Origin of the sequence: Haloarchaeobius marinus, assembly GCF_051207415.1 — an archaeon.
In the GTDB taxonomy this organism is placed as follows: Archaea; Halobacteriota; Halobacteria; order Halobacteriales; family Natrialbaceae; genus Haloarchaeobius.
This window is the reverse complement of record NZ_JBPKGD010000002.1, coordinates 977,252-998,258: the sequence shown is the minus strand read 5'-3', so window position 1 is coordinate 998,258 and position 21,007 is coordinate 977,252. Positions and strand designations below refer to the sequence as shown.

Sequence of the window (21,007 nt, the reverse complement as noted above, 5' to 3'; positions counted from 1 at the left end):
CCCATGAGTAAAGCAGTCAGACTTGCAGGTATCACGAAACGCTTCCCCGGCGTCGTCGCGAACGACGACGTCGACCTGACCGTCGAGGAGGGGTCCGTTCACGCACTTCTCGGCGAGAACGGTGCGGGGAAGACGACGCTGATGAACGTGCTCTACGGGCTCTTGCAACCGGAGGAAGGGGAGATACACGTCGGTGGCGAACGCCGGGAGTTCGACTCGCCACGCGACGCCATCGACACCGGCATCGGGATGATACACCAGCACTTCATGCTGGTCGACCCGATGACCGTCGCCGAGAACATCGTCCTGGGGCGGGAACCACGGAAGTACTTCGGCCTGGCCGTGGACACGGCGCGGGCCAACGAGGAGGTCCGGGAACTCAGCCGGCGCTACGGATTCGACGTCGAACCCACGGCCACCGTCGAGGAGGTCAGCGTCGGCGTCCAGCAGCGCGTCGAGATTCTCAAGGCGCTGTACCGCGGGGCGGACGTTCTCATCCTCGACGAACCGACGGCGGTCCTGACGCCACAGGAGGTCGACGACCTCTACACGGTGCTCGAAGAACTCACCTCGCAGGGGAAGACGGTCATCTTCATCACGCACAAACTCGGCGAGGCGATGCACGCCGCCGACGACATCACCGTCCTGCGCGACGGCAAGAGCATCGCGACCGTCGACGCCGACGGCACCACACGCGACGAGCTCGCGAAGATGATGGTCGGACGCGAGGTCCTGCTCGAAGTCGACCCGCAGCCGCACGACGCGGGCGAGACGACGCTCGCCGTCGAGGACGTGACCGTCACCGACGCCGACGGCATCGACCGCGTCGACGGCGTCAGTTTCGAGGTCCGCGAGGGCGAGGTGTTCGGCATCGCGGGGGTGGACGGCAACGGGCAGTCGGAACTCGTCGAGGTCATCACCGGCCTCGCCGACCCGACCAGCGGTCGCATCGTCGTCGACGGTGCGGACCTCACCGACCGCTCGCGACGCGAGCGCATCGAAGACGGGATGGCGTACATCCCCGAGGACCGTCACGAGCGCGGCCTCGTGATGGACTTCGACCTCGTCGAGAACGGGCTGCTGGGCAGTCAACACACCCAGCCCTTCTCCGACCAGGGACGCATCGACTGGGACGAGGTCCGAACCCACGCCGAGGAGATTATCGAGACCTACGACGTCCGGCCGCCCAGCCCGGACGCCGACGCGCACTCCCTCTCCGGCGGGAACCAGCAGAAGTTCATCGTCGGCCGGGAGTTCGAACGCGACCCGTCCGTCGTCGTCGCGACCCACCCGACGCGGGGAGTCGACATCGGGTCGACCGAGTTCATCCACGAGCGGTTGCTCGACCTGCGCGAACGGAACCGGGCGGTGTTGCTCGTCTCGTCGAAACTCGACGAGGTCCGCCAGCTTTCGGACCGCCTCGGCGTGATGTACGAGGGGGAACTGGTCGACGTGGTCGACCCGGACGAGACGACGGAGGAGGACGTCGGGCTCCTCATGGCCGGCGAGTACCCGGACGACGTCCGGACGGTCAGGGCGGGTGGTGACCAGTGAGTCGCGCCCGCGACCTCCTCGAACGCCTGGTCGGCGCATCCGGTGCCGAGCGCGCCGTCATCAGTCTCGCGGCGCTCGCACTCTCCATCGTCGTCGGGGGCGTCCTCGTCTTCGTCTCCGGCCTCGCCGCGAGTTGCCAGCAGAGCGCGTTCTACCACGTCGCGATTCCGCTCCCCGGAAGCTTCGAGCTACTCCTGTTCGAGGGCAACGTCTCGCTGTTCGGGCAGGCTGCCTGTTACGACCCGATCAACGTCTACGAGAAACTGTTCATCGGGGCCATCGGCGGACTGCCGTGGGAGAGCGGGTGGTCGCCGACGAACTTCTCGATGGAGGTCTTCCTCCAGCGGACGACGCTCCTGCTGTTCACGGGCCTGTCGGTCGCCGTGGCGTTTCGCGCCGGCCTGTTCAACATCGGGACGCAGGGGCAGATGATATTCGGTGCCCTCGCGGCGGCCGTCGTCGTGCTCACGGTCGCAGGCGTCGCACCGGCCGGCCTCGCCGGCACGGTCGTCCTCCTGCCGCTCGCACTGGTCGCCGGCGCGGTCGCGGGTGGCATCTGGGGTGCGATACCGGGCGCGCTGAAGGCCTACGCCGACGCGAACGAGGTCATCACCACCATCATGCTGAACTTCGTCGCCGTGTACGGGTCGACGCTCATCGTGAAGGAGTACTTCCAGGACCCGGCCTCGGCCGGCGGCACCCAGACGCGGATGGTGCCAGCGAACTCGCTCGTGCCGAGTCTCCCGTTCGGCTTCCAGGGGAGTCGGTTCTCCCTGCTAGCGTTCGTCCTCGCGCTGGTACTGGCGGCCGGCATCTACTACCTCCTGTGGGGGACCTCGTTCGGGTTCGACGTCCGGACGAGCGGCCTCCAGCCCGAGGCGGCGACCTACGCCGGCGTCGACGCCGAGCGGACCATCGTCGCCAGCATGACGCTGTCCGGCGCACTCGGCGGTATCGGCGGTGCCCTGTGGATACTCCTCGCGAACGGCCGGTTCCTGACCGGCGGCGAGGTCCCGTCGCTCGGCTTCGACGGCATCACGGTCTCCGTCCTCGCCGGGAACAACCCGCTGGGCGTGGTGTTCGGGTCTATCCTGTTCGGCGTCCTCAAGAGCGGCGGGAACGCGCTCAACTTCCAGACCGACGTCCCGCCGGAACTCGTCGGCGTCCTCTCGGGCCTCATCATCCTGTTCGTCGCCATGCCGGAGTTCTTCCGCATGGTCGGCGCACGACTCTCGTTCGACGAGGACGAGCGCGTCGGTGCCGTCGCGACCGACGGAGGTGAGGACGATGGATAGAGACGACCTTCGACGGTACGTTCGACGTGTCGGTCCGACCGGAGGGTGGACGGAGGTGCGGACGATGGACAGAGACAGCCTTCGACTGGTCGCGACAGCCACGGCGGTCCTCGGACTGGTCGTCCTCTCGGTGTGGGGCATCCTCGCACCCCGTTCGACCGCCGGGACGATATTCTGGACGGCGACCAGCCAGAGCACCATCGAGTCGTCGCTCCGCCTGGCTGTCCCCATCGCGCTGACTGCCATCGGCGGCATCTACGCCGAGAAGAGCGGCATCATCAACATCGGACTCGAGGGGCTGCTCATCGTCTCGGCGTTCGTGAGCGTGCTCGTCGCCGACCTGCTGGGCTCTGCGGGGACCACCGGCTTCCCGCCGGTCGTCTCGTTCGACCTCGGCGGGAGGGTGTACACCGTCGACCCCGGTCTGCAGTTCGTCGTCCCGAACATCTGGCTCGGCTTCGTCGGCGGCGTCCTCGCGAGCATGCTGTTCTCGCTCCTGTTCGCCGTCATCTGCATCGAGTTCGAGGCGGACCAGATAATCGCCGGCCTGGCGGTCTGGCTGGTCGCACTCGGCCTCGCGCCGTTCGCGTCGAAGGTGTTCTACGGACAGCCGTCGACGGCCCGCGTCGGCACCGTCGGCGACTGGTCGATTCCGCTCCTCTCTGAGATACCCTTCGTCGGGCCGATACTGTTCGAGGCGAGTCCGATGGTGTTCATGATGCTCGTCGCGGTCCCGGTCGGCTGGTACGGGCTGAACCGGACCAACTTCGGCTACTGGGTCCGCGCGAGTGGCGAGAACCCGAAAGCCCTGGACACCGTCGGCGTGAACGTCAACCGCGTCCGCTACACGGCGGTGCTCATCTCCGGGTTCTTCACCGGTATCGGCGGGACCGCGCTCTCCATCGGCAGCGTCGGACAGTTCATCGGCGCCGGCCAGACGATGGTCGACGGTCGTGGGTTCATCGCCATCGCGGCGTACCTCTTCGGGAACTACAACCCGTTCGGCGCGTTCGCCGCGTCCTACCTCTTCTCCGGGCTACAGGCGGTGCAACTCCGGTTGCAGGACGTCGGCATCCCGACGGAGTTCTTCCTGATGCTGCCGTACCTCGTGGTCGTCATCGTCCTCGTGCTGGTCGGGAAGACTCGACTGCCCGCCGCCGCCGGCGAGCACTACGAGTCGGGCGAGGACTGACCCACGCCCGAACCCAGTTCCTACTTGAGGGAGACCGTCCTACGGGGTGACATGGACGACGCTGCCCTCGTCGAGCAGGCCCGCGACGCGCTGTCTAACTCGTACGCACCGTACTCCGAGTACACCGTCGGTGCCGCGTTGCTGACCGCCGACGGGACGGTGTACCGGGGCTGTAACGTCGAGAACGCGAACTACTCGAACAGCCTCCACGCCGAGGAGGTGGCCGTCGGCAAGGCAGTCGCGGACGGGTACCACGAGTTCCAGCGCATCGCGGTGACGTCGGGGAAGCGCGACGGGGTCACGCCGTGTGGGATGTGCCGGCAGACGCTCTCGGAGTTCTGCGACGACGACTTCGTCGTCCTCTGTGACGAGGGCGAGGAGGCGACGGCCTACACGCTCGGCGAACTCCTCCCGAACACGATCACGGCGGAGACCCTCGGCAAGCAGTGAATAGACCTTAGTTCTCGGGTCCTGAAGCGCCAGTATGACCGGCGATAGCGAAGACCCGAACGCGGACGTGCAGTACCATCTCGAGGTCGGTCCGGGCGACGTCGCGGACACCGTTCTGCTGCCTGGCAACCCGGAACGGGTAGACAAGATAACCGGGTTCTGGGACGACGCCCAGGAGGTGGCGTACCACCGCGAGTACCGGACGGCGACGGGGACCTACGACGGCGAACCCATCTCGGTCACCTCGACCGGCATCGGGTCGCCGTCGGCCGCCATCGCGCTGGAGGAACTCGCCCGCGTCGGGGCGGACACCTTCATCCGCGTCGGGTCCTGTGGTGCTATCCAGCCCGAGATGTCGGTCGGCGACCTGGTCATCACCACCGGCGGGTTGCGACAGGAGGGCACGAGCAAGGAGTACGTTCGTTCGGAGTACCCCGCCACCGCGGACCACGAGGTCGTATGTGCGCTCGTCGCCGCCGCCGAGCGACTTGGCTACGACTACCACACCGGCGTGACGATGTCGGCCGACTCGTTCTACTCCGGACAGGGTCGACCCGGGTTCGAGGAGTTCATGGCGGAGGGCGCCGAGGACCTCGTCGACCACTTGCAGGCGGCCAACGTGAAGAACATCGAGATGGAGGCCGCAGCGCTTCTCACCGTCGCCAACGTCTACGGTCTACGTGCCGGCGCTGTCTGTTCGGTGTACGCCAACCGCGTCACCGGCGAGTTCCGGACGGAGGGCGAACGCCGGGCATCGGAGACGGGGTCGCTCGCGGTGAAACTCCTGGCCGAGATGGACCGGGTGAAGGCGGAGGCGGGCGTCGACCGCTGGCACGCGGGACTGTCCATCGACTGACAGGCGGTCGATCGTTGCGAGCAGGCGACGCAGCTACGCACGCGGGGTGTGTCGCACACCCGCCTCGTCCCCCGCGTGGGTTCCGTCAGGACACGCGGGTTCTGGGTGCGGTCTCGGGTATAAACCGTCGGGCGTTGGTCGGCGTGGTAGAGAAGCAGGTGGGGGAGCGGTCGAGTGCGTCGTCTACAGCACGTCCCAGGCGTCCCAGGCGCGACGGACGGACGTGAGGTCGGCGATCCAGCGGGCGGCGATGCCCTTCTTCAGCGTCTTGGCCGGGAAACCACCGAACGTCGTGACCGGCGAGAAGAACACGTCGTGTGCGACGGCCGTCTCGCCGACGGAGACGACGGTGCCCTTGTCCTCGTGCGTCCAGGTCTTGAGGTGCTGGCCGTTCATCTCGCGGACGACGTTCTCGGCGACGACCTCCGCGGCCTGCCAGGCGGCCTGTGCAGTCGGTGGGGCCGGGCGCTCGCCGGGCTGGTCGACGACGGCGGAGTCGCCGACGGCGAACACGCGCTCGTCGGATGTCTGGAAGTCCATCTGCGCGTTGAGCCGGTTGTGCTCGTTCTCGATGTCGACCCCGTCCATGCAGTCGTGACCGGTGATACCGCCGGTCCACAGGAAGACGTCGTAGTCGAGGGGTTCGCGTTCGTCGAAGTGGATGACGTCCTCCTCGGCCTCGGTGATTGGGTCGTTCGTGAGAATCTCGATGTCCTTCTCGAGCAGTCGCTTCCGGAGTGCGCCCTGGACCTCTGCGTCTCCCGGCGGGAATATCTCTTCGAGCGCCTCGACGAGGTAGATGTCCATCGGTGCGCGGTGCTTGTCGCGGAACTCCGCAATCTCGCCCGCGGACTGGATGCCCGAGAGGCCGGCGCCGCCGACGACGACCTGTGCACGGTCGTCTCGGGTGGCGTCTTCGGCGGCGTCTTTCACCGCCTCGTGGATGGCGAGTGCGTCGTCGAGGTTCTTGAGCGTCAGCGAGTTGTCGGCGAGGCCGGGGATGCCGTAGTACGCGGTCTGGCTCCCGAAGGCGACGACGACGTAGTCGTAGTCGACGTCCTCGCCGCTGGCGAGTTCGACCACGCGCTCTTCGGTGTCGAGGCCCGTAACCTCGTCCTTGATGAACTCGGTCGACGGGTCGGCGATTTCCCCGACGGGGATGGTGATCTTGTCCCGTACAGACGGGTCACGGATGACGCGATGAGATTCGTGGAGAACGAGATGATAGTCGACGTCTGCGACCCACGTCAGTTCGACGCTCCCACCGACCTGTTCCTGCAGGTCCTTGACGGTGCCCGCGCCCGCGTAGCCCGCACCGAGCACGACGACCTTGGTAGTCATACCAGCATCTCAGAAACCGACCGATACAAAGGTGTTGAAACCCGTTTCGCGTGGTAGACTGTGGCAGGTCAGGAGTTGACAGAAGAGAGACTGACAGGTCAGTGTTCGGGCTCGCCCGCCGGTGCCTCCATCTCGTCTATCCGGAGGATGAGGATGTTGCTCGTGTCGTCCTTGCCGTCGACGGTACCCCTGATGCGGAGTTTCGACAGCGGCGTCGGCCCGACGACGACCTCGTCTCCCTCGTGGATGTCCCGGAGCGACCCCTGTACGTGTACCTCGGCCCGACAGAGTTCCGGATGGTGGACCGACGAGAGGTCGATCTCCTCGACGATGGCCCCGTCGACGGGGTCGCCCTCGTGCAGGAACGGGACCGCCGCCGGTTCGTCCATCTGCTGTATCTCGAGGGCCTCGTACGCCGCCGCGGTCGGTTTGTAACCACCCTTCGGCCCTGGGACACCTTCGACCAGCTGGAGCGCCTTCAGGCTCTGCATCTGGTTTCGGATGGTTCCCGGGTTACGGTCCACGCGCTCGGCGATTTCCTCGCCCTTCACCGCGCTCTCGTCCTCCCTGTGTAGGTTTATCAGGGCCTGCAGGATGTTCTTCTGACTCGGAGTTAGTTCGATAGATGACATAGGGACGGATTGGTCTCTCGCGTCCTTAAATCCGTGGGGTGAACCATCACACCCGTTTCGCCGGTCTGACGGTGCTCGCCCGGGCGAAGCGACAAGGCTACAAACCGGCCTGCAGAAAGGCCGCGCATGCAAGGTAACCGAGTCCTCGTCACCGGGGGTGCGGGTTTCATCGGATCGAACCTCGCGAACCACCTCGCCACCGACAACGAGGTCGTCGTCGTCGACGACTGCTACCTCGGGACGCCCGAGAACCTCGACGACGACGTCGAGTTCCACGAGGTCAGCGTCCTCGACGACGACCTGCCGACGGACGGCGTGGACGTCGTGTTCCACCTCGCCGCACTGTCGTCGCTCAAGATGCACGAGGACTCCAGGGAGAACCTGCTCCGCGGGCTTCGGGTCAACGTCGAGGGGTTCGCCAACACCGTCGAACAGGCCCGCGCCGACGGGTGCGACACCGTGGCCTACGCCTCGACGTCGTCTATCTACGGGTCCCGACGGGAACCGTCGCCCGAGTCGATGGCAGTCGAGGCGAACACGGGCTACGAGGCCTCGAAACTCGCTCGGGAGCGGTACGCCGAGTACTTCCACAACTACCACGACATGTCGGTGGCGGGGCTGCGGTTCTTCTCGGTCTACCAGGGGTACAACGGCGCGGAGGAACACAAGGGCGAGTTCGCGAACATCATCGCCCAGTTCGCCGACGACGTGGCACACGGTCGGTCGCCGGTCATCTACGGCGACGGGACCCACTCCCGCGACTTCACGCACGTCTCGGACGTCGTCCGTGGCATCGAACTCGCGGCCGACGAGGAACTGAACGGCATCTTCAACCTCGGGACCGGCGAGCAGTACACCGCCAACGAGGTCGTCGACGAACTCTGTGAGGTTCTCGGCGCGGACGTCGAACCCGAACACGTCGAGAACCCCATCGACGAGAACGTCTTCGTCCACCACACGATGGCCGACGCGACGAAGATGCAGGAGGCGACGGGCTGGAAACCGAAGATATCGTTCGAAGACGGCCTCGAACTGCTCTGCGAACCGTACCTGGACTGACCAGTCAGTCGCGGTCGTCCGTGATCGCGCGCCACTCCTTCGCCTCTGCGTACTCCCGCTCGCTGGCCGCCCTCGTCATCACCGTGACGAACAGCCACGGGAGCGCGTGCATCGCGACGAGGCCGACGGAGGCGATGACGACGATGGCCATCACGTCTGTCCTGGCCACGAACACGGCCCAGACGACGAACGCAAGGAGCACCGCGCCGGTGCCGAGGCGGACGAGGACCTGCTCGGCGCGCAACTGCCGGAGGTCGTAGAGCGAGTTGTTCTTGAACGCCCGCCCGAGGAGGACGAGCGCGAGGACCCAGACGACGAATCGCAGTACGAAACCGCCATCGTCGCCGTCCGACGTAGACTCGGTCTGGCTCATGTGAGAGTATCTCTCTATACGTCGGCTTATACCTCCGTGTGGGTTAAATCTTCGCTGTTCCCAACCGGTTCGTTCTTACCGACGTCCGGTGAAACGGTTCGTATGACCAGAGAGGTCCGCATCATCGGTGCACCGACTGACTACGGCGCGAACCGACGCGGCGTCGACATGGGACCCTCGGCCATCCGGTACACCGGACTGGCATCGACACTCGAGGCGGCGGGCATCTCCGTCGTCGACACCGGCGACCTGCTCGTCCCGACCGCCGAGACGCGGGACCCGACGGTCGACGAACCAGAAGAGGAGGGCCGGGAGGCGAAGTTCGTCCGCGAGGTCGAGGACGTCTCGCTCCGACTCGCCGACCGGGTCGCCGGGGCCATCGAGGACGGGTCGCTCCCGCTGGTCCTCGGCGGCGACCACTCGGTCGCCATCGGCTGTCTCTCCGGGGCCGCCCGCGACGCCGACCTCGGCGTCATCTGGTTCGACGCCCACGGCGACTACAACACGCCAGAGACCTCCCCCAGCGGGAACATCCACGGGATGCCACTCGCCGCTGCGCTGGGCTACCGCGACTGGGCGAACGTCGGGTGGGCCAACGCGCACCGACTGCGGGAGGAGAACGTCGTCTGGGTCGGACTCCGCGACCTCGACGACACCGAGCGCGAGGCGATTCGCCGGAGCGAGGGCACCGCGTTCACGATGTCCGACATCGACGAGCGCGGCATCAGTCCCGTCGTCGAAGACGCACTCGAGATCGCCACGGACGGCGTCTACGGCATCCACGTCAGCCTCGACCTGGACTGGCTCGACCCAAAGGAGGCGCCGGGCGTCGGGACGCCGGTCCACGGCGGTGCGACCTACCGCGAGGCGCACTACGCGCTCGAACGCGTCGCGGAGTACGACGCAGAACACGACGTGGTCCGTTCGATGGACGCCGTCGAGGTCAACCCCATCCTCGACGAACACAACCGGACCGCCGAACTCGCGACCGAACTGGCCGCCAGCGCGCTCGGCAAGCGAATCCTCTAAACTGGAGCGTCCTCGGAGCCGAACGGTCGGGAGAAGGTGACCGAAGCGTCCGTCGACCTTGGGTCCGTTCAGCTCGTCACTCCTCGGCCGGGGCCCCGCCGGTGGTCGCCTCACCGCCGGCCTCCTCGGCGGCAGCGCGGGGTGCCGGGATGACGTCGACGCTCGCGACGTGGTCGCCCCCCTCGACGCGCATCACGACGACGCCCTTGGTGTTCCGGTTGACCATCGAGACGTCGGCCGCGTGGGTCCGCATTATCTGGCCGCCTTCGGACATGACGACGATGTCGTCGTCGGCCGTCACGGCCTTGACCGAGACGACCTGTCCGTTCCGGTCGCCTGTCTTGATGTCGATGAGGCCCTTGCCGTACCTGGACTGGACCCGGTAGTTCGACAGTTTCGTCCGTTTCCCGTACCCGTTCTCGGTGACGGTGAGCAGCGCGCGTTCGTCCGCCTCGTCGGTCGCGACGAGTCCCGCGACCCTGTCGCCGTCTTCGAGTTCGATGCCTCGGACGCCGCGGGTGTTCCGTCCCATCGTCCGGACCTCGCTCTCGTCGAATCGGATGGTCATGCCGCCTTCGGTGGCGACGACGAGGTCCATCGACCCGTCGGTGACCTCGACGTCGACGAGTTCGTCGTCCTCCTCGAGCTTGGCGGCGATGATGCCCGTCGAGAGGATGTTCCGGAAGTCCTCGCACCGGGTCCGCTTGACGTAGCCGTCCCGGGTCACCATGGTGATGGACTCGTCGTCGCCCATCTCGTCGGTCGTGACGACGGCCGTTATCTCCTCGCCGTCGTCGAGGTCGATGAGGTTGACCGCCGACTTCCCGCGAGCGGTGCGGGACATCTCTGGGACCTGGTATGTCTTCAGCTGATAGACCTTGCCCCGGTTCGTGAAACAGAGCAGGTAGTCGTGGGTGTTCGCACGGAACACCGTCGACACCCGGTCGCCCTCCTTCGGGTCGACGCCGATGATGCCCTTCCCGCCGCGGTTCTGGGCGTCGAACCGCGACACCGGCATCCGCTTGATGTAGTCGTCCTCGGTGACGACGACGAAGACGTCCTCCTCGGGGATGAGGTCCTCGTGGGTGACCTCGCCGGTGTCCTCGACGAAGGAGGTTCGCCGGTCGTCGTCGTACTCGTCTCTGACCTCGCGGAGTTCCGTCTTGATGACGTCGAGGAGTTTCTCCTCGTCGGCGAGCACGGATTCGAGGTACTCGATGGTCTCCTGGACCCCCTCGTACTCCTCCTCTATCTCGGTGCGCTCCATCGACGTCAGCGACCCGAGTTGCATCCGGACGATGTGTTCGGACTGGGCCTCAGAGAGGTCGTATCGCTCCTCGAGTCCCGTCTTCGCGGCGTCCCGGTCCTCGGACCCGCGGATGAGTTCGACCACGTCGTCGATGTGGTCGAGTGCCTTCAATCGCCCTTCGAGGATGTGTGCGCGGTCCTCAGCCTCCTGCAGGTCGAACTCCGAGCGCCGGCGGACGACCTCCTTCCGGTGGTCGACGTAGTGTTCGAGCGTCTCCTTCAGCGTCAGCACCTTGGGCTGGCCGTCGACCAGTGCGAGGTTGATGACGCCGAAGGTCTGTTCGAGGTGGCTCTCGACGAGCCTGTTCTTGACGACCTCGACGTTCGCACCGCGTTTCAGCTCGATGACGATGCGGACGCCGTCCCGGTCGGACTCGTCGCGCAGGTCCGAGATGCCCTCTAGCTTGCCCTCGTTCACGTCGTCCGCGATGCGTTCGACGAGGCGGGCCTTGTTCTCCTGGTACGGTATCTCGGTGACGACGATGCGTTTCCGGTCCTTCTTCCACTCCTCGACCTCGAACTCGGCACGGATGCGGATTCGACCACGACCGGTCGTGTAGGCCTTCCGGACGCCGTTCCGGCCGACGATGTTCGCGCCCGTCGGGAAGTCGGGACCCTTGACGTGTTCCATCAGGTCCGCCACGTCGCAGGTGGGGTCGTCGATGACCTCAATGGTCGCGTCGATTATCTCCCCGAGGTTGTGGGGTGGAACCTTCGTCGACATCCCCACTGCGATACCCGTACTGCCGTTGACCAGCAGGTTCGGGTACGCCGCCGGCAGGACGTCCGGTTCCTGCATGCGGTCGTCGTAGTTCGAACTGAAGTCGACCGTGTCCTTCTCGATGTCCGCGAGCAGTTCCTCGGAGATGGGCGACATCCTGGCTTCCGTGTACCGCATCGCGGCGGCCGGGTCACCGTCCATCGACCCGAAGTTCCCCTGGCCGTCGACCAGGGGATATCGCATCGAGAACTCCTGTGCCATCCCGACGAGCGTGTCGTAGATGGCCTTGTCGCCGTGCGGGTGGAAGTCACCCATCGTCTCGCCGACGATGGAGGAGGACTTCCGGTGGCCCGTTCGACTCGTCACGCCCATCTCGTGCATCGCGTAGAGGATGCGACGGTGGACCGGCTTCAGGCCGTCACGGACGTCCGGGAGCGCACGACCGGCGATGACGGACATCGCGTAGTCGATGTAGCTCTGTTCCATCTCGTCCTCGATTCGGACGTGTTCGACTCTGTCTGCGGGAACGTCTGGTGTGTCTGAACTCATTGGTTAGATGTCCACCCAGTCCGCCTCGGGGGCGTGGTCCTTGATGAACTGCTTTCGCGGGCCGACGGCGTCGCCCATCAGCACCGAGAACATCTTGTCCGCGGCGGCGGCGTCCTCGATCTGTATCTGCTTCAGGACGCGTCGGTCCGGGTCCATCGTCGTCGACCACAGCTGTTCGGGGTTCATCTCGCCGAGTCCCTTGAAGCGCTGGACCTGCGTCGGGTTGCCGTTGCACTTCTCCTCGACGACCCGCTCGCGCTCCGCTTCGTTCATCACGTCGTACGTGTTGCCGTTGTACCGGATGCGGTACAGCGGCGGCTTCGTCGCGTAGACGTAGCCAGCCTCGATGAGCGGTCGCATGTGTCGGTAGAGGAACGTCAGCAGGAGCGTCCGGATGTGGGCCCCGTCGACGTCGGCGTCCGTCGCCATGATTATCTTCTGGTAGCGGGCGTCCTCGAGGTCGAACTCGTCACCGATACCGGTGCCGATGGCGGTGATGAGGTTCCGTATCTGGTCGTTCTCCAGGATGCGGTCGAGGCGATGTTTCTCGACGTTCAGGACCTTCCCACGGATGGGCAGGACGGCCTGGAACTCGGGGTCACGGGCCTGCTTGGCCGACCCGCCCGCGGAGTCGCCCTCCACGACGAACAGTTCGGCCTCGGTCGGGTCCTTGGTCTGGCAGTCGGCGAGTTTGCCGGGCAGGGCCGTGTTCTCGAGCGCGCTCTTGCGCCGGGTCAGTTCCTCCGCCTTCTTGGCGGCCTTGCGTGCCTTCGCCGCCTCGACCGCCTTGCCGATGATGGCCTCGGCCGTGTTCGGGTGCTCCTCGAAGTACGTGTCGAGGTTCTCGTGCATCGCGCTCTCGACGATGCCGCGGACCTCGCTGTTGCCGAGTTTCGTCTTGGTCTGGCCCTCGAACTGTGGGTCGGGGTGCTTGATGGAGATGACCGCCGTCAGGCCCTCGCGGATGTCCTCGCCCTTGAGGGTGTCGTCGAGGTCCTTGAGCAGGTCGTTGCTCGTCGCGTAGTCGTTGACGACGCGCGTCAGCGCCGTCTTGAAGCCGGTGAGGTGGCTCCCACCTTCGCGGGTGTTGATGTTGTTCGCGAAGGCGTGGATGCTCCCCTGCAGTTCGTCGGTCGCCTGCATGGCCACCTCTACCTGGATGTTCTGGTCCTCGTCCTCGAAGTAGATGACGTCGTCGTGGAGTGCGGTCTTCGTCTCGTTGAGGTAGCGGACGAACGCCCGGATGCCGCCCTCGTAGTGGAACGTCTCGGACCTGCCGTCGCGTTCGTCCACGAGTCCGATGTTGACGCCGGAGTTCAGGAACGCCAGTTCGCGCAGGCGGTTCCCGAGCGTCTTGTACGAGTACTCGCGGGTCTCGAAGATATCTTCGTCCGCCCAGAACCGTATCTGCGTCCCCGTCTCGTCGTCCGGTCCCATGTCGCGGACGCGTTCGAGTTCCCCCTGGGGGACGCCGCGCTCGAAGGACTGCTTCCAGACGGCACCGTCCCGGGTGACCTCGACCTCGAGTCGTTCCGAGAGCGCGTTGACGACGCTGACGCCCACGCCGTGCAGGCCACCGGACACCTGGTAGGACTTGTTGTCGAACTTCCCGCCGGCGTGGAGGACGGTCATGATGACCTCGAGTGCGGGTTTGTCGTGTTCTTCGTGGATGTCGACGGGAATCCCACGTCCGTCGTCCTGGACGCTCACGGACCCGTCCTCGTGGACGGTCACCGTGATGTCGTCGCAGTAGCCGGCGAGGGCCTCGTCGATAGAGTTGTCGACCACCTCGTAGACGAGGTGATGCAGGCCCCGAGAGTCGGTAGAACCGATATACATCGCCGGACGTTTTCGGACGGCCTCCAGGCCCTCGAGGACCTGGATTTGACCGGCGCTGTACTCATTTTCGTTGGACATGAAAGACTGATTTTCGGTAGACGACGAAGACTAATAAAACTCCCGTGTGCGCGCTCGCGCGTAAGCGTGGCACCCCAAATTTATTTCGGCCGAACGGCCCGCCGACGGAACCGGTCGTGACCCGACAGGTGTCCCCGCCACCACCGACGAGAAAACGCCGAACGCCCCCGACAGCAGCGGGGCGGACGCCTCGCGCCGGGGCGTCGCGGTCCCGGCGGGTGCCATCGATTACACGGTTGACACGATGGGTTCCCGTTCACCCCGTCGGCCACCCGCTTTACTTTCACTCCGCCAGCGCACTCCTTTTAACCCCCGCCGCGAAATAACCGCCACAGAATGACGTCATTCCAGTCGACGATCGGCGAGGAGTCGGGCATCGCCGAGGAGTTGGCCGAGAGCCAGCGGGCCATCTCCATCGCCGAGTTCTTCGAGAAGAACAAGCAGATGCTCGGGTTCGACTCCGAGGCCCGGGCGCTCGTCACGGCCGTCAAGGAGGCGGTCGACAACGCCCTCGACGCGACGGAGGAGGCCAGGATCAGACCCAACATCTCCATCGATATCACCGAATCTGGCGACTACTACAGGCTGGCGGTCGAGGACAACGGACCCGGTATCACGCGCGAGCAGATTCCCAAGATCTTCGGCAAACTCCTCTACGGGAGCCGATTTCACGCGCGCGAGCAGTCACGCGGTCAGCAGGGTATCGGTATCTCTGCGGCGGTCCTCTACTCCCAGTTGACCAGCGGGAAACCCGCAAAGATAACGTCCCGGACGCAGGGGTCGTCGACGGCGATGGAGTTCGAACTCGTCATCGACACCGACGAGAACGAACCGGAGATACGCTCGGAACGGGAGCTATCCCCGGGCGAGTCACCCCTCGGCGACACCCACGGGACCAGAATCGAACTGGAGATGGCGGCGAACATGCGGGCGCGCCAGCAACTCGAGGACTACGTCAAGCACACCGCCGTCGTCAACCCGCACGCGACCATCTCCTACTCGGAACCGAACGATGAGTTCGTGGCGACGGCCGACTACGAGGCCGACCTGCCGGCCGAGACCGAGGAGATTCGCCCACACCCCCACGGGGTCGAACTCGGGAACGTCCTGAAGATGCTGAAGGCGAGCGACTCGCACTCGATGTCGGGGTTCCTCCAGAGCGAGTTCACCCGGGTCGGCAAGAAGACGGCAAAGAGCATCGTCGACGCCTTCCGCGACCGCCACTACGGTCGCGAGATGACGTGGTCGCTCCCCGACGACGACGACCTCCGGAGTGCAGTCGTCGAGTCCGTCAACAACAAGCCGTCGGACGCGAAGACGGCCTTCGCCGACCGCGTCGTCGACGAGTTGAACGCCGTCGCCACGGACGGACGCGTCGCACACCACCAGGTCTCCGGGGCCGTCTCGGGCGCCGCCGACGGCGCCGACTCCGACACCAGTTTCGGCTCGACGGTCCGCGAGAACGTCGTCGACGGCGTCTGGCGCGAGGTGACCGGCTACGGGGTCGCCGACGGGGCCGAACGACTGCTCGACGACGTTCGCGCCCACGCAGACGCCGCGACGTCGGTCCAGAAGGACGACGCCGTCGTCGTCGGCTTCGCCGACAGACTCGCCGCGAAGTTCGTCCCGGACGAGAGCGAGGACGAGGTCGACCTCCGGAACCGACTCGACCGGTCCGCGCTCCGGGACTACGTCGACCGGGCGGCCGACATGACCGAGGACCGCGCCGAGGTCAGCTTCGGCGACACGGCCCGCGAGAACGTCGTCGAGCAGGTGTGGTCGACGATGGTGACCGTCCCCGACGACCCGCCGAAGGTACGGACCCTCGCCAGCGACCGGCAGGCAGTCGGCGACCTCGTCTCCGCGATGCGGACGACGGACATCATCGCCCCGCCGACGTCGTGTCTCTCCCCGATCTCGGCCGAACTCGTCGAGGCCGGCCTCCGGAAGGAGTTCGACGCCGAGTTCTACGCCGCGGCGACCCGCGACGCCGAGGTCCACGCCGGCGACCCGTTCGTCGTCGAGGCAGGCATCGCCTACGGCGGCGACATCGAAGCCGACGGACAGGCCGACGTGCTCCGGTACGCGAACCGCGTCCCGCTCGTCTACAAGCGCGGTGGCTGTGCCATCACGCAGGTCATCCAGGACATCGGCTGGCGGAACTACAACCTCGACCAGCCTGGCGGCCGCGGCGTCCCGAACGGTCCGGCCGTCATCATGGTCCACGTGGCATCGACGAACGTCCCGTTCACCAGCGAGTCCAAAGACGCCGTGGCCTCGGTGCCCGAGATCGAGGACGAGATAGAACTCGCGGTGCGGGAGGCCGCCCGCGAACTGAAGTCCTACCTCAAGAAGCAGCGCTCGATGCGAAAGCGCCAGCAGAAACAGAACGTCCTCGCTGACATCCTCCCGCGGATGGCCGAGAAGGTGGCCGAGGTGACCGGCCAGGACGTGCCCAACTACGACGACGCGCTGGCCCGCATCATGAACAACGTCCTCGTCGAGCGGACGACGGAGGAGAACGGAAACGAACAGACGGTCAAGGTCGTCGTCGAGAACCACGGGTCGACAATCGAGACGCCCTCGGTGACCGACATCGTCTCCGCGGAACCGACCGTGGGTTCGGACGACGTCTCGGTCGTCGAGATGGACGGCGAGTGGTTCTGCAAGTGGAACCCGAAGGTCGAGGGTGGCGACGAGGCCACCCTCGAGTACACCGTCCCGGCAGACGCCACGTTCGACCTCTCCGTCAGCGACGTCCAGGAAGCCAAACTCACCGTCAACCAGTAATCCATGAGCACAGAGACAGACGCCGACGCACGCGAGCAACTCATCGACCTCGCCGCAGAGTTCTACGACCAGTTCCAGCAGGGCGACGTCCCGCAGATGACCCTGCCGACCCGGACGAAGTCCAACATCGAGTACGACGAGGACAGCAACGTCTGGGTGTACGGCGACCGCACGTCGACGCGGTCGGCCAAATCGGTCCGCGGTGCCCGGAAGCTACTGAAGGCGATATACACCATCGAGTTCCTCGCCCGGCAACTCGACGAGGACCGGTCGTCCACCCTCCGTGAGTTGTACTACCTCTCAGAGTCTTGGGACGCCGAGGAGGCACAGTTCACCGGTCAGGACGAGTCGAACAAACTCGTCGAGGACCTCGAGATAGTCAGCGAGGTGAAACGCGAGGACTTCCACATGCGCCCGGAGGAGTCGGGTGCGACGCTCATCGGCCCGCTGGAACTGATAGAACAGACCCGCCGGGGCGAACGCCAGATCCACTGCCAGGAGGACGTCGGCGAGGGTGGCTACCAGATACCGAACAATCCCGACACCATCGAGTTCACCGACCACGACATCGACTTCGTCCTGTGCGTGGAGACCGGTGGGATGCGCGACCGACTGGTCGAGAACGGCTTCGACACCGACTACAACTGCCTCATCGTCCACCTGAAGGGCCAACCGGCCCGGGCGACTAGGCGCATCACGAAGCGCCTGCACGACGAACTCGACCTGCCCGTCGTGGTGTTCACAGACGGCGACCCGTGGTCGTACCGCATCTTCGGGTCCGTCGCGTACGGGTCCATCAAGTCCGCGCACCTCTCGGAGTACCTCGCGACGCCCGAGGCACGCTACGTCGGCATCCGACCGCAGGACATCGTCGACTACGACCTGCCGACCGACCCCCTGGCGGACTCCGACGTCAACGCGCTCGAATCCGAACTGGAGGACCCCCGGTTCCAGGACGAGTTCTGGACCGAGCAGATAGAACTCCAGCTCGACATCGAGAAGAAGGCAGAACAGCAGGCGCTCGCCGCCAGGGGGCTCGACTTCGTCACGGACACCTACCTGCCGGAGCGACTCGGCGACATGGGCGTCATCTAGGCCCGTCGTCACCCCGTCTCGTGCTCGGGGTCGGTCCCGGGTCCGCCGCCGTTCTCACCGTCCCGATTCGCCGTCTCCTCGGGAGCACCTGCTGGTGCGTTCGACTCGTCGGTCGACCCCGCGTCAGCCGTCGACTCAACGTCCGTCTCGCCCTGGGCGCAGGAGACACAGTAGTGGTTCCGGCCCATCTCGTAGGTCTTCACCGGCACGCCCGCGACGAGGAACTCGTCGCGGTAGGTGCGTTCGACGCCACGGTCGATGGTCGAGAGACACGCCGTGCAGGGCTGGTCGGGCGCCTCGATGGCGCGTTCCTCGACGGCCCTCGTCCGGCCGAACTCGGTCGGCGAGTGGTCACCCGGGGCGCCGACGACGGCCGCCAGCACGCCCGCGATGCAGACGGCGCCAGCGAGTATCACCAGCGACAGTTCGCCGAAGCCGACGGCCAGTGCGACCACGACGGGGACGAACAGGAACAGCAGGAGGAGTCCGGCGAGGAACCCGGCGACGCGTCGACCGGTCGTCGACGACCCCTGCTCGCGATGCTCTGTCACGACCGGACCGTCCGGGCCGTCGCGGACCTGCAGGACGAGGCGGTCCGCGTCGGCGTAGTACTTGTGGGCCGCGTACGCGGCGTTTCCCAGCCCGGACGTCCACCAGATGGTGGTCGCGGCGACGAGAAGGTGCATCCCGGCACCGCCGTACGTCCGGTCGACCAGCACGGCCGAGTCGCCGTGGTGCTCGTCGACGTCCCACCCGTCGTGGACGTACAGCTCGATGCGGTCCCGGAGCCGTCTGTCGCCCTCGTCGAGTTCCGACTCCGGTTTCGGCCCCCCGCGTCGCCAGTGGTTCCGGGGGGGCCACCGACCGGCCCGTTCTCGGGCTCGGTCGTTCCGTGCGGCGTCGTCGTCGCCCTGCCGGGACGCCGCACCACCGGCCTCTGACCGTCGGTCCTCCCGACTCCGGTCGGCCTGGTCGGACCAGACCCAGCCATCGAGGGCCTCGTCGACCCGGCGCGCCCATGCCTCTGCGTCTCGTTCCTCTCGGGCCGGACCGGTCCGGTCGTGGGGGTCCCTCGCGGGACGGTCCCGGTCCGACGAACTGCCCGCTCGTTCGCCGACCCTGGAACCGCACTGGGGACAGTACTTCGCCGCTGGCCCGAGTCTCGAGCCACACTGAGAGCAGTACGGTGGGGCCGTCGCGTCACGGTCGGCGTTAGCGGGGCCCATGTCAGAAAGGTGGTACTCCCGCCGGTAAATGGTTTCGGTGATACCCACGAATGCGCCAGCTACGGGTCCTCTCGCGGCCGGTTCGATTCGTTTGACGACCGTTTACCTACGTTCCGATGGGTGATGCGTGAGCGTGCCGGCAGGAAACATACGCACGATTATATATCCCCTCGACGTACGCGCCCCATGACACGAAGAACGGTGCTGACAGCGATGGTGGTGGTCTGCGTCCTCCTCGCCGGTTGCGTCTCGGGTGGCGGCGACGTACCGACGACGAGCACCGCCGGGTCCGACGGGAACGGCGGTGACGGCAGTGGCGACAGTTCGACGCTCGACGGCGGTTCGTGGGCGCTGCTGGAGTTCGACCGGCCGGCGACGTACACGTACGACGTCTACGTCGAGGGCGAGGGGAGCGGGACGCTCGTCTGGGACGTCCAGGAGGTCGACGGCGACACGGTGACCGTCCGCACCGTCTACGAGATGGGCGACGAACGGTACGAGTCCACCGTCACGGGGACGAAAGAGACCGTCGAGGGGCAACTCTACTCGACGCCGGCGGGCATCCTCGTCGTGACGACGATGTTCACGCCGTCGACGTGGTACGCCGGCCAGGACCTGCGCGTCGGCACGCAGTGGTCCTACCAGACGGCCGAGGGCTCGGCGAGCTTCGAGGTCACCGGCGTCGAGTCGTACGGGGACGTCGACTGCTACCGCTCGGAGATGCGCGTCGACGGGTCCGTGCTGTACGAAGGGTGCTTCGCACCTGACCTCGGTCTGGCAGCGTACACCGCGTACTACGACGAGGACGGGTCTCTCTCGATGGAGATGGAACTCGTCAGCTACGAACCGAACTAGCGTTCGTCGAGGACGACGGGGACGCCCCGTCGCGCCACGTCTTTCGCGAACTCGCCGGAGTCAGTCGTGAGGATGTCGATGGTGTTGTAGTGGACCGGCAGCACCAGGTCCGGGTCCAGCCGTTCTGCAAGGTCGGCGGCCTCGTGCCGGTCGCTGACGACGGTCCCACCGATGTTTGCCAGGAACAGCGACACGTCGAGTTCGGCGTAGGCGTCGAGGGCGTCGGAGTCGCCCGGCCAGAACACGGTGACGCCGCCGACCGAGAGCAGGAATCCACAACCGAATCCGGGTGGATGAGTGACGTTCCCGTCCGGTCCGGTGCGTAGCCCCTCGGGGTCGTTGTACGCCGGCACGGACCAGACGTCGACACCGGCGGCGGTCAGGTGTGACTCCTCGTCGACGCGGACCACGTCGTAAGGCAACTCCTCGACAGGCGCGACCTCCCGGTCGACGTTCGACGCGTCCACCGCCTCGAACACGACCACGGTCGCGTCAGACCTGGCGACGCGCTGGATGGCGTCGCTGTCGTAGTGGTGGTCGTGGGTGACGCAGACGACGTCGCCGTCCTTCGGGTACTCGTCCCGCGGGGCGGGATGTGGCAGGTCCCCGGGGCCGGGCGGCGCCCACTCCCCTGACAGCACGCCGTAGCGCCCCGGGTCCAGGTAGACCACCGTCCCGTCGGGAGATTCGATTCGCGTCGTCGCGTAGCCGAGCCAGTCGACGGTGAGGCCGTCGTGACGGACGGTCATATCCATTCATCGACCT

Annotated in this window: 17 protein-coding genes; 10 read left to right on the top strand and 7 right to left on the bottom strand. The window is 66.2% G+C overall.

Annotation, left to right across the window (positions count from 1 at the left end; genetic code table 11):
* Positions 1 to 3 precede the first annotated feature (3 nt).
* From ACSC1W_RS11100 to ACSC1W_RS11080, 5 genes are all read left to right on the top strand, one after another.
* On the top strand, positions 4 to 1,554 hold the full coding sequence (locus ACSC1W_RS11100) for an ABC transporter ATP-binding protein (RefSeq protein ID WP_435347513.1): 1,551 nt from the start codon (positions 4 to 6) through the stop codon (positions 1,552 to 1,554).
* Positions 1,551 to 2,849, top strand: coding sequence for an ABC transporter permease (locus ACSC1W_RS11095; protein ID WP_435347511.1), 1,299 nt, complete (start codon positions 1,551 to 1,553; stop codon positions 2,847 to 2,849). Before ACSC1W_RS11100 ends, ACSC1W_RS11095 begins: the two co-directional genes overlap by 4 nt.
* A gap of 64 nt (positions 2,850 to 2,913) precedes the next feature.
* Positions 2,914 to 4,041, top strand: a complete 1,128-nt coding sequence (locus tag ACSC1W_RS11090; protein ID WP_435347509.1) for an ABC transporter permease — start codon at positions 2,914 to 2,916, stop codon at positions 4,039 to 4,041.
* A 51-nt stretch (positions 4,042 to 4,092) separates the two neighbouring features.
* The gene (gene cdd, locus ACSC1W_RS11085; protein WP_435347508.1) at positions 4,093 to 4,491 is read left to right on the top strand and encodes a cytidine deaminase; all 399 of its coding nucleotides are present in this window, start codon (positions 4,093 to 4,095) and stop codon (positions 4,489 to 4,491) included.
* A 34-nt stretch (positions 4,492 to 4,525) separates the two neighbouring features.
* Positions 4,526 to 5,347 (top strand): nucleoside phosphorylase, encoded by an 822-nt coding sequence (locus tag ACSC1W_RS11080; protein WP_435347506.1) that lies wholly within the window; start codon positions 4,526 to 4,528, stop codon positions 5,345 to 5,347.
* 183 nt (positions 5,348 to 5,530) lie between these two features.
* Here the strand turns inward: ACSC1W_RS11080 and ACSC1W_RS11075 are convergent, their stop codons facing one another.
* The gene (locus ACSC1W_RS11075; RefSeq protein ID WP_435347505.1) at positions 5,531 to 6,688 is read right to left on the bottom strand and encodes an NAD(P)/FAD-dependent oxidoreductase; all 1,158 of its coding nucleotides are present in this window, start codon (positions 6,686 to 6,688) and stop codon (positions 5,531 to 5,533) included.
* Positions 6,689 to 6,786: 98 nt separating this feature from the next.
* Entirely contained in the window at positions 6,787 to 7,320 is a 534-nt protein-coding gene (locus ACSC1W_RS11070) for an Rrf2 family transcriptional regulator (protein WP_435347503.1), read from the bottom strand.
* Between the two features lie 126 nt (positions 7,321 to 7,446).
* Here ACSC1W_RS11070 and ACSC1W_RS11065 point away from each other — a divergent pair, with 126 nt between their 5' ends.
* A complete protein-coding gene (locus ACSC1W_RS11065; RefSeq protein ID WP_435347501.1) occupies positions 7,447 to 8,379 on the top strand; it encodes an NAD-dependent epimerase/dehydratase family protein in 933 nt (310 codons plus the stop codon).
* A 4-nt stretch (positions 8,380 to 8,383) separates the two neighbouring features.
* On the opposite strand, the gene ACSC1W_RS11060 is transcribed toward ACSC1W_RS11065, so the two are convergent.
* Entirely contained in the window at positions 8,384 to 8,752 is a 369-nt protein-coding gene (locus ACSC1W_RS11060; protein ID WP_435347499.1) for a hypothetical protein, read from the bottom strand.
* A 102-nt stretch (positions 8,753 to 8,854) separates the two neighbouring features.
* On the opposite strand from ACSC1W_RS11060, the gene rocF reads away from it, so the two are divergent.
* Positions 8,855 to 9,781 (top strand): arginase, encoded by a 927-nt coding sequence (gene rocF / locus ACSC1W_RS11055; protein ID WP_435347498.1) that lies wholly within the window; start codon positions 8,855 to 8,857, stop codon positions 9,779 to 9,781.
* Positions 9,782 to 9,857: 76 nt separating this feature from the next.
* Here rocF and gyrA read toward each other — a convergent pair whose 3' ends face one another.
* Both gyrA and gyrB read right to left on the bottom strand, forming a co-directional pair.
* Positions 9,858 to 12,359 carry a DNA gyrase subunit A gene (gene gyrA, locus ACSC1W_RS11050; protein ID WP_435347496.1) on the bottom strand — a complete coding sequence of 834 codons (2,502 nt, stop codon included), beginning with the start codon at positions 12,357 to 12,359 and terminating at the stop codon, positions 9,858 to 9,860.
* Positions 12,360 to 12,362: 3 nt separating this feature from the next.
* A complete protein-coding gene (gyrB, locus tag ACSC1W_RS11045) occupies positions 12,363 to 14,276 on the bottom strand; it encodes a DNA topoisomerase (ATP-hydrolyzing) subunit B (RefSeq protein WP_435347494.1) in 1,914 nt (637 codons plus the stop codon).
* A gap of 336 nt (positions 14,277 to 14,612) precedes the next feature.
* Between gyrB and ACSC1W_RS11040 the strand changes: the two genes are divergently transcribed.
* Both ACSC1W_RS11040 and ACSC1W_RS11035 read left to right on the top strand, forming a co-directional pair.
* Positions 14,613 to 17,066, top strand: a complete 2,454-nt coding sequence (locus ACSC1W_RS11040; RefSeq protein WP_435347492.1) for a DNA topoisomerase VI subunit B — start codon at positions 14,613 to 14,615, stop codon at positions 17,064 to 17,066.
* A 3-nt stretch (positions 17,067 to 17,069) separates the two neighbouring features.
* Positions 17,070 to 18,161, top strand: coding sequence for a DNA topoisomerase IV subunit A (locus ACSC1W_RS11035; protein WP_435347491.1), 1,092 nt, complete (start codon positions 17,070 to 17,072; stop codon positions 18,159 to 18,161).
* An 8-nt stretch (positions 18,162 to 18,169) separates the two neighbouring features.
* Here ACSC1W_RS11035 and ACSC1W_RS11030 read toward each other — a convergent pair whose 3' ends face one another.
* Entirely contained in the window at positions 18,170 to 19,387 is a 1,218-nt protein-coding gene (locus ACSC1W_RS11030) for a zinc ribbon domain-containing protein (RefSeq protein WP_435347489.1), read from the bottom strand.
* A 186-nt stretch (positions 19,388 to 19,573) separates the two neighbouring features.
* Between ACSC1W_RS11030 and ACSC1W_RS11025 the strand changes: the two genes are divergently transcribed.
* Positions 19,574 to 20,242: a hypothetical protein gene (locus tag ACSC1W_RS11025; RefSeq protein ID WP_435347487.1), complete on the top strand. Its 669-nt coding sequence runs from the start codon at positions 19,574 to 19,576 to the stop codon at positions 20,240 to 20,242.
* Here the strand turns inward: ACSC1W_RS11025 and ACSC1W_RS11020 are convergent.
* On the bottom strand, positions 20,239 to 20,991 hold the full coding sequence (locus ACSC1W_RS11020; RefSeq protein WP_435347485.1) for an MBL fold metallo-hydrolase: 753 nt from the start codon (positions 20,989 to 20,991) through the stop codon (positions 20,239 to 20,241). The two genes, ACSC1W_RS11025 and ACSC1W_RS11020, sit on opposite strands and share 4 nt — an antisense overlap.
* Between the last annotated feature and the right edge of the window lie 16 nt (positions 20,992 to 21,007).

Coding starts and splice junctions, on each gene's coding strand:
- ACSC1W_RS11100 (WP_435347513.1), top strand. CDS start 4: ATGAGTAAAGCAGTCAGACTTGCAGGTATCACGAAACGCTTCCCCGGC.
- ACSC1W_RS11090 (WP_435347509.1), top strand. CDS start 2,914: ATGGACAGAGACAGCCTTCGACTGGTCGCGACAGCCACGGCGGTCCTC.
- cdd (WP_435347508.1), top strand. CDS start 4,093: ATGGACGACGCTGCCCTCGTCGAGCAGGCCCGCGACGCGCTGTCTAAC.
- ACSC1W_RS11080 (WP_435347506.1), top strand. CDS start 4,526: ATGACCGGCGATAGCGAAGACCCGAACGCGGACGTGCAGTACCATCTC.
- ACSC1W_RS11075 (WP_435347505.1), bottom strand. CDS start 6,688: ATGACTACCAAGGTCGTCGTGCTCGGTGCGGGCTACGCGGGCGCGGGC.
- ACSC1W_RS11070 (WP_435347503.1), bottom strand. CDS start 7,320: ATGTCATCTATCGAACTAACTCCGAGTCAGAAGAACATCCTGCAGGCC.
- ACSC1W_RS11065 (WP_435347501.1), top strand. CDS start 7,447: ATGCAAGGTAACCGAGTCCTCGTCACCGGGGGTGCGGGTTTCATCGGA.
- ACSC1W_RS11060 (WP_435347499.1), bottom strand. CDS start 8,752: ATGAGCCAGACCGAGTCTACGTCGGACGGCGACGATGGCGGTTTCGTA.
- rocF (WP_435347498.1), top strand. CDS start 8,855: ATGACCAGAGAGGTCCGCATCATCGGTGCACCGACTGACTACGGCGCG.
- gyrA (WP_435347496.1), bottom strand. CDS start 12,359: ATGAGTTCAGACACACCAGACGTTCCCGCAGACAGAGTCGAACACGTC.
- gyrB (WP_435347494.1), bottom strand. CDS start 14,276: ATGTCCAACGAAAATGAGTACAGCGCCGGTCAAATCCAGGTCCTCGAG.
- ACSC1W_RS11040 (WP_435347492.1), top strand. CDS start 14,613: ATGACGTCATTCCAGTCGACGATCGGCGAGGAGTCGGGCATCGCCGAG.
- ACSC1W_RS11035 (WP_435347491.1), top strand. CDS start 17,070: ATGAGCACAGAGACAGACGCCGACGCACGCGAGCAACTCATCGACCTC.
- ACSC1W_RS11030 (WP_435347489.1), bottom strand. CDS start 19,387: ATGGGCCCCGCTAACGCCGACCGTGACGCGACGGCCCCACCGTACTGC.
- ACSC1W_RS11025 (WP_435347487.1), top strand. CDS start 19,574: ATGACACGAAGAACGGTGCTGACAGCGATGGTGGTGGTCTGCGTCCTC.
- ACSC1W_RS11020 (WP_435347485.1), bottom strand. CDS start 20,991: ATGACCGTCCGTCACGACGGCCTCACCGTCGACTGGCTCGGCTACGCG.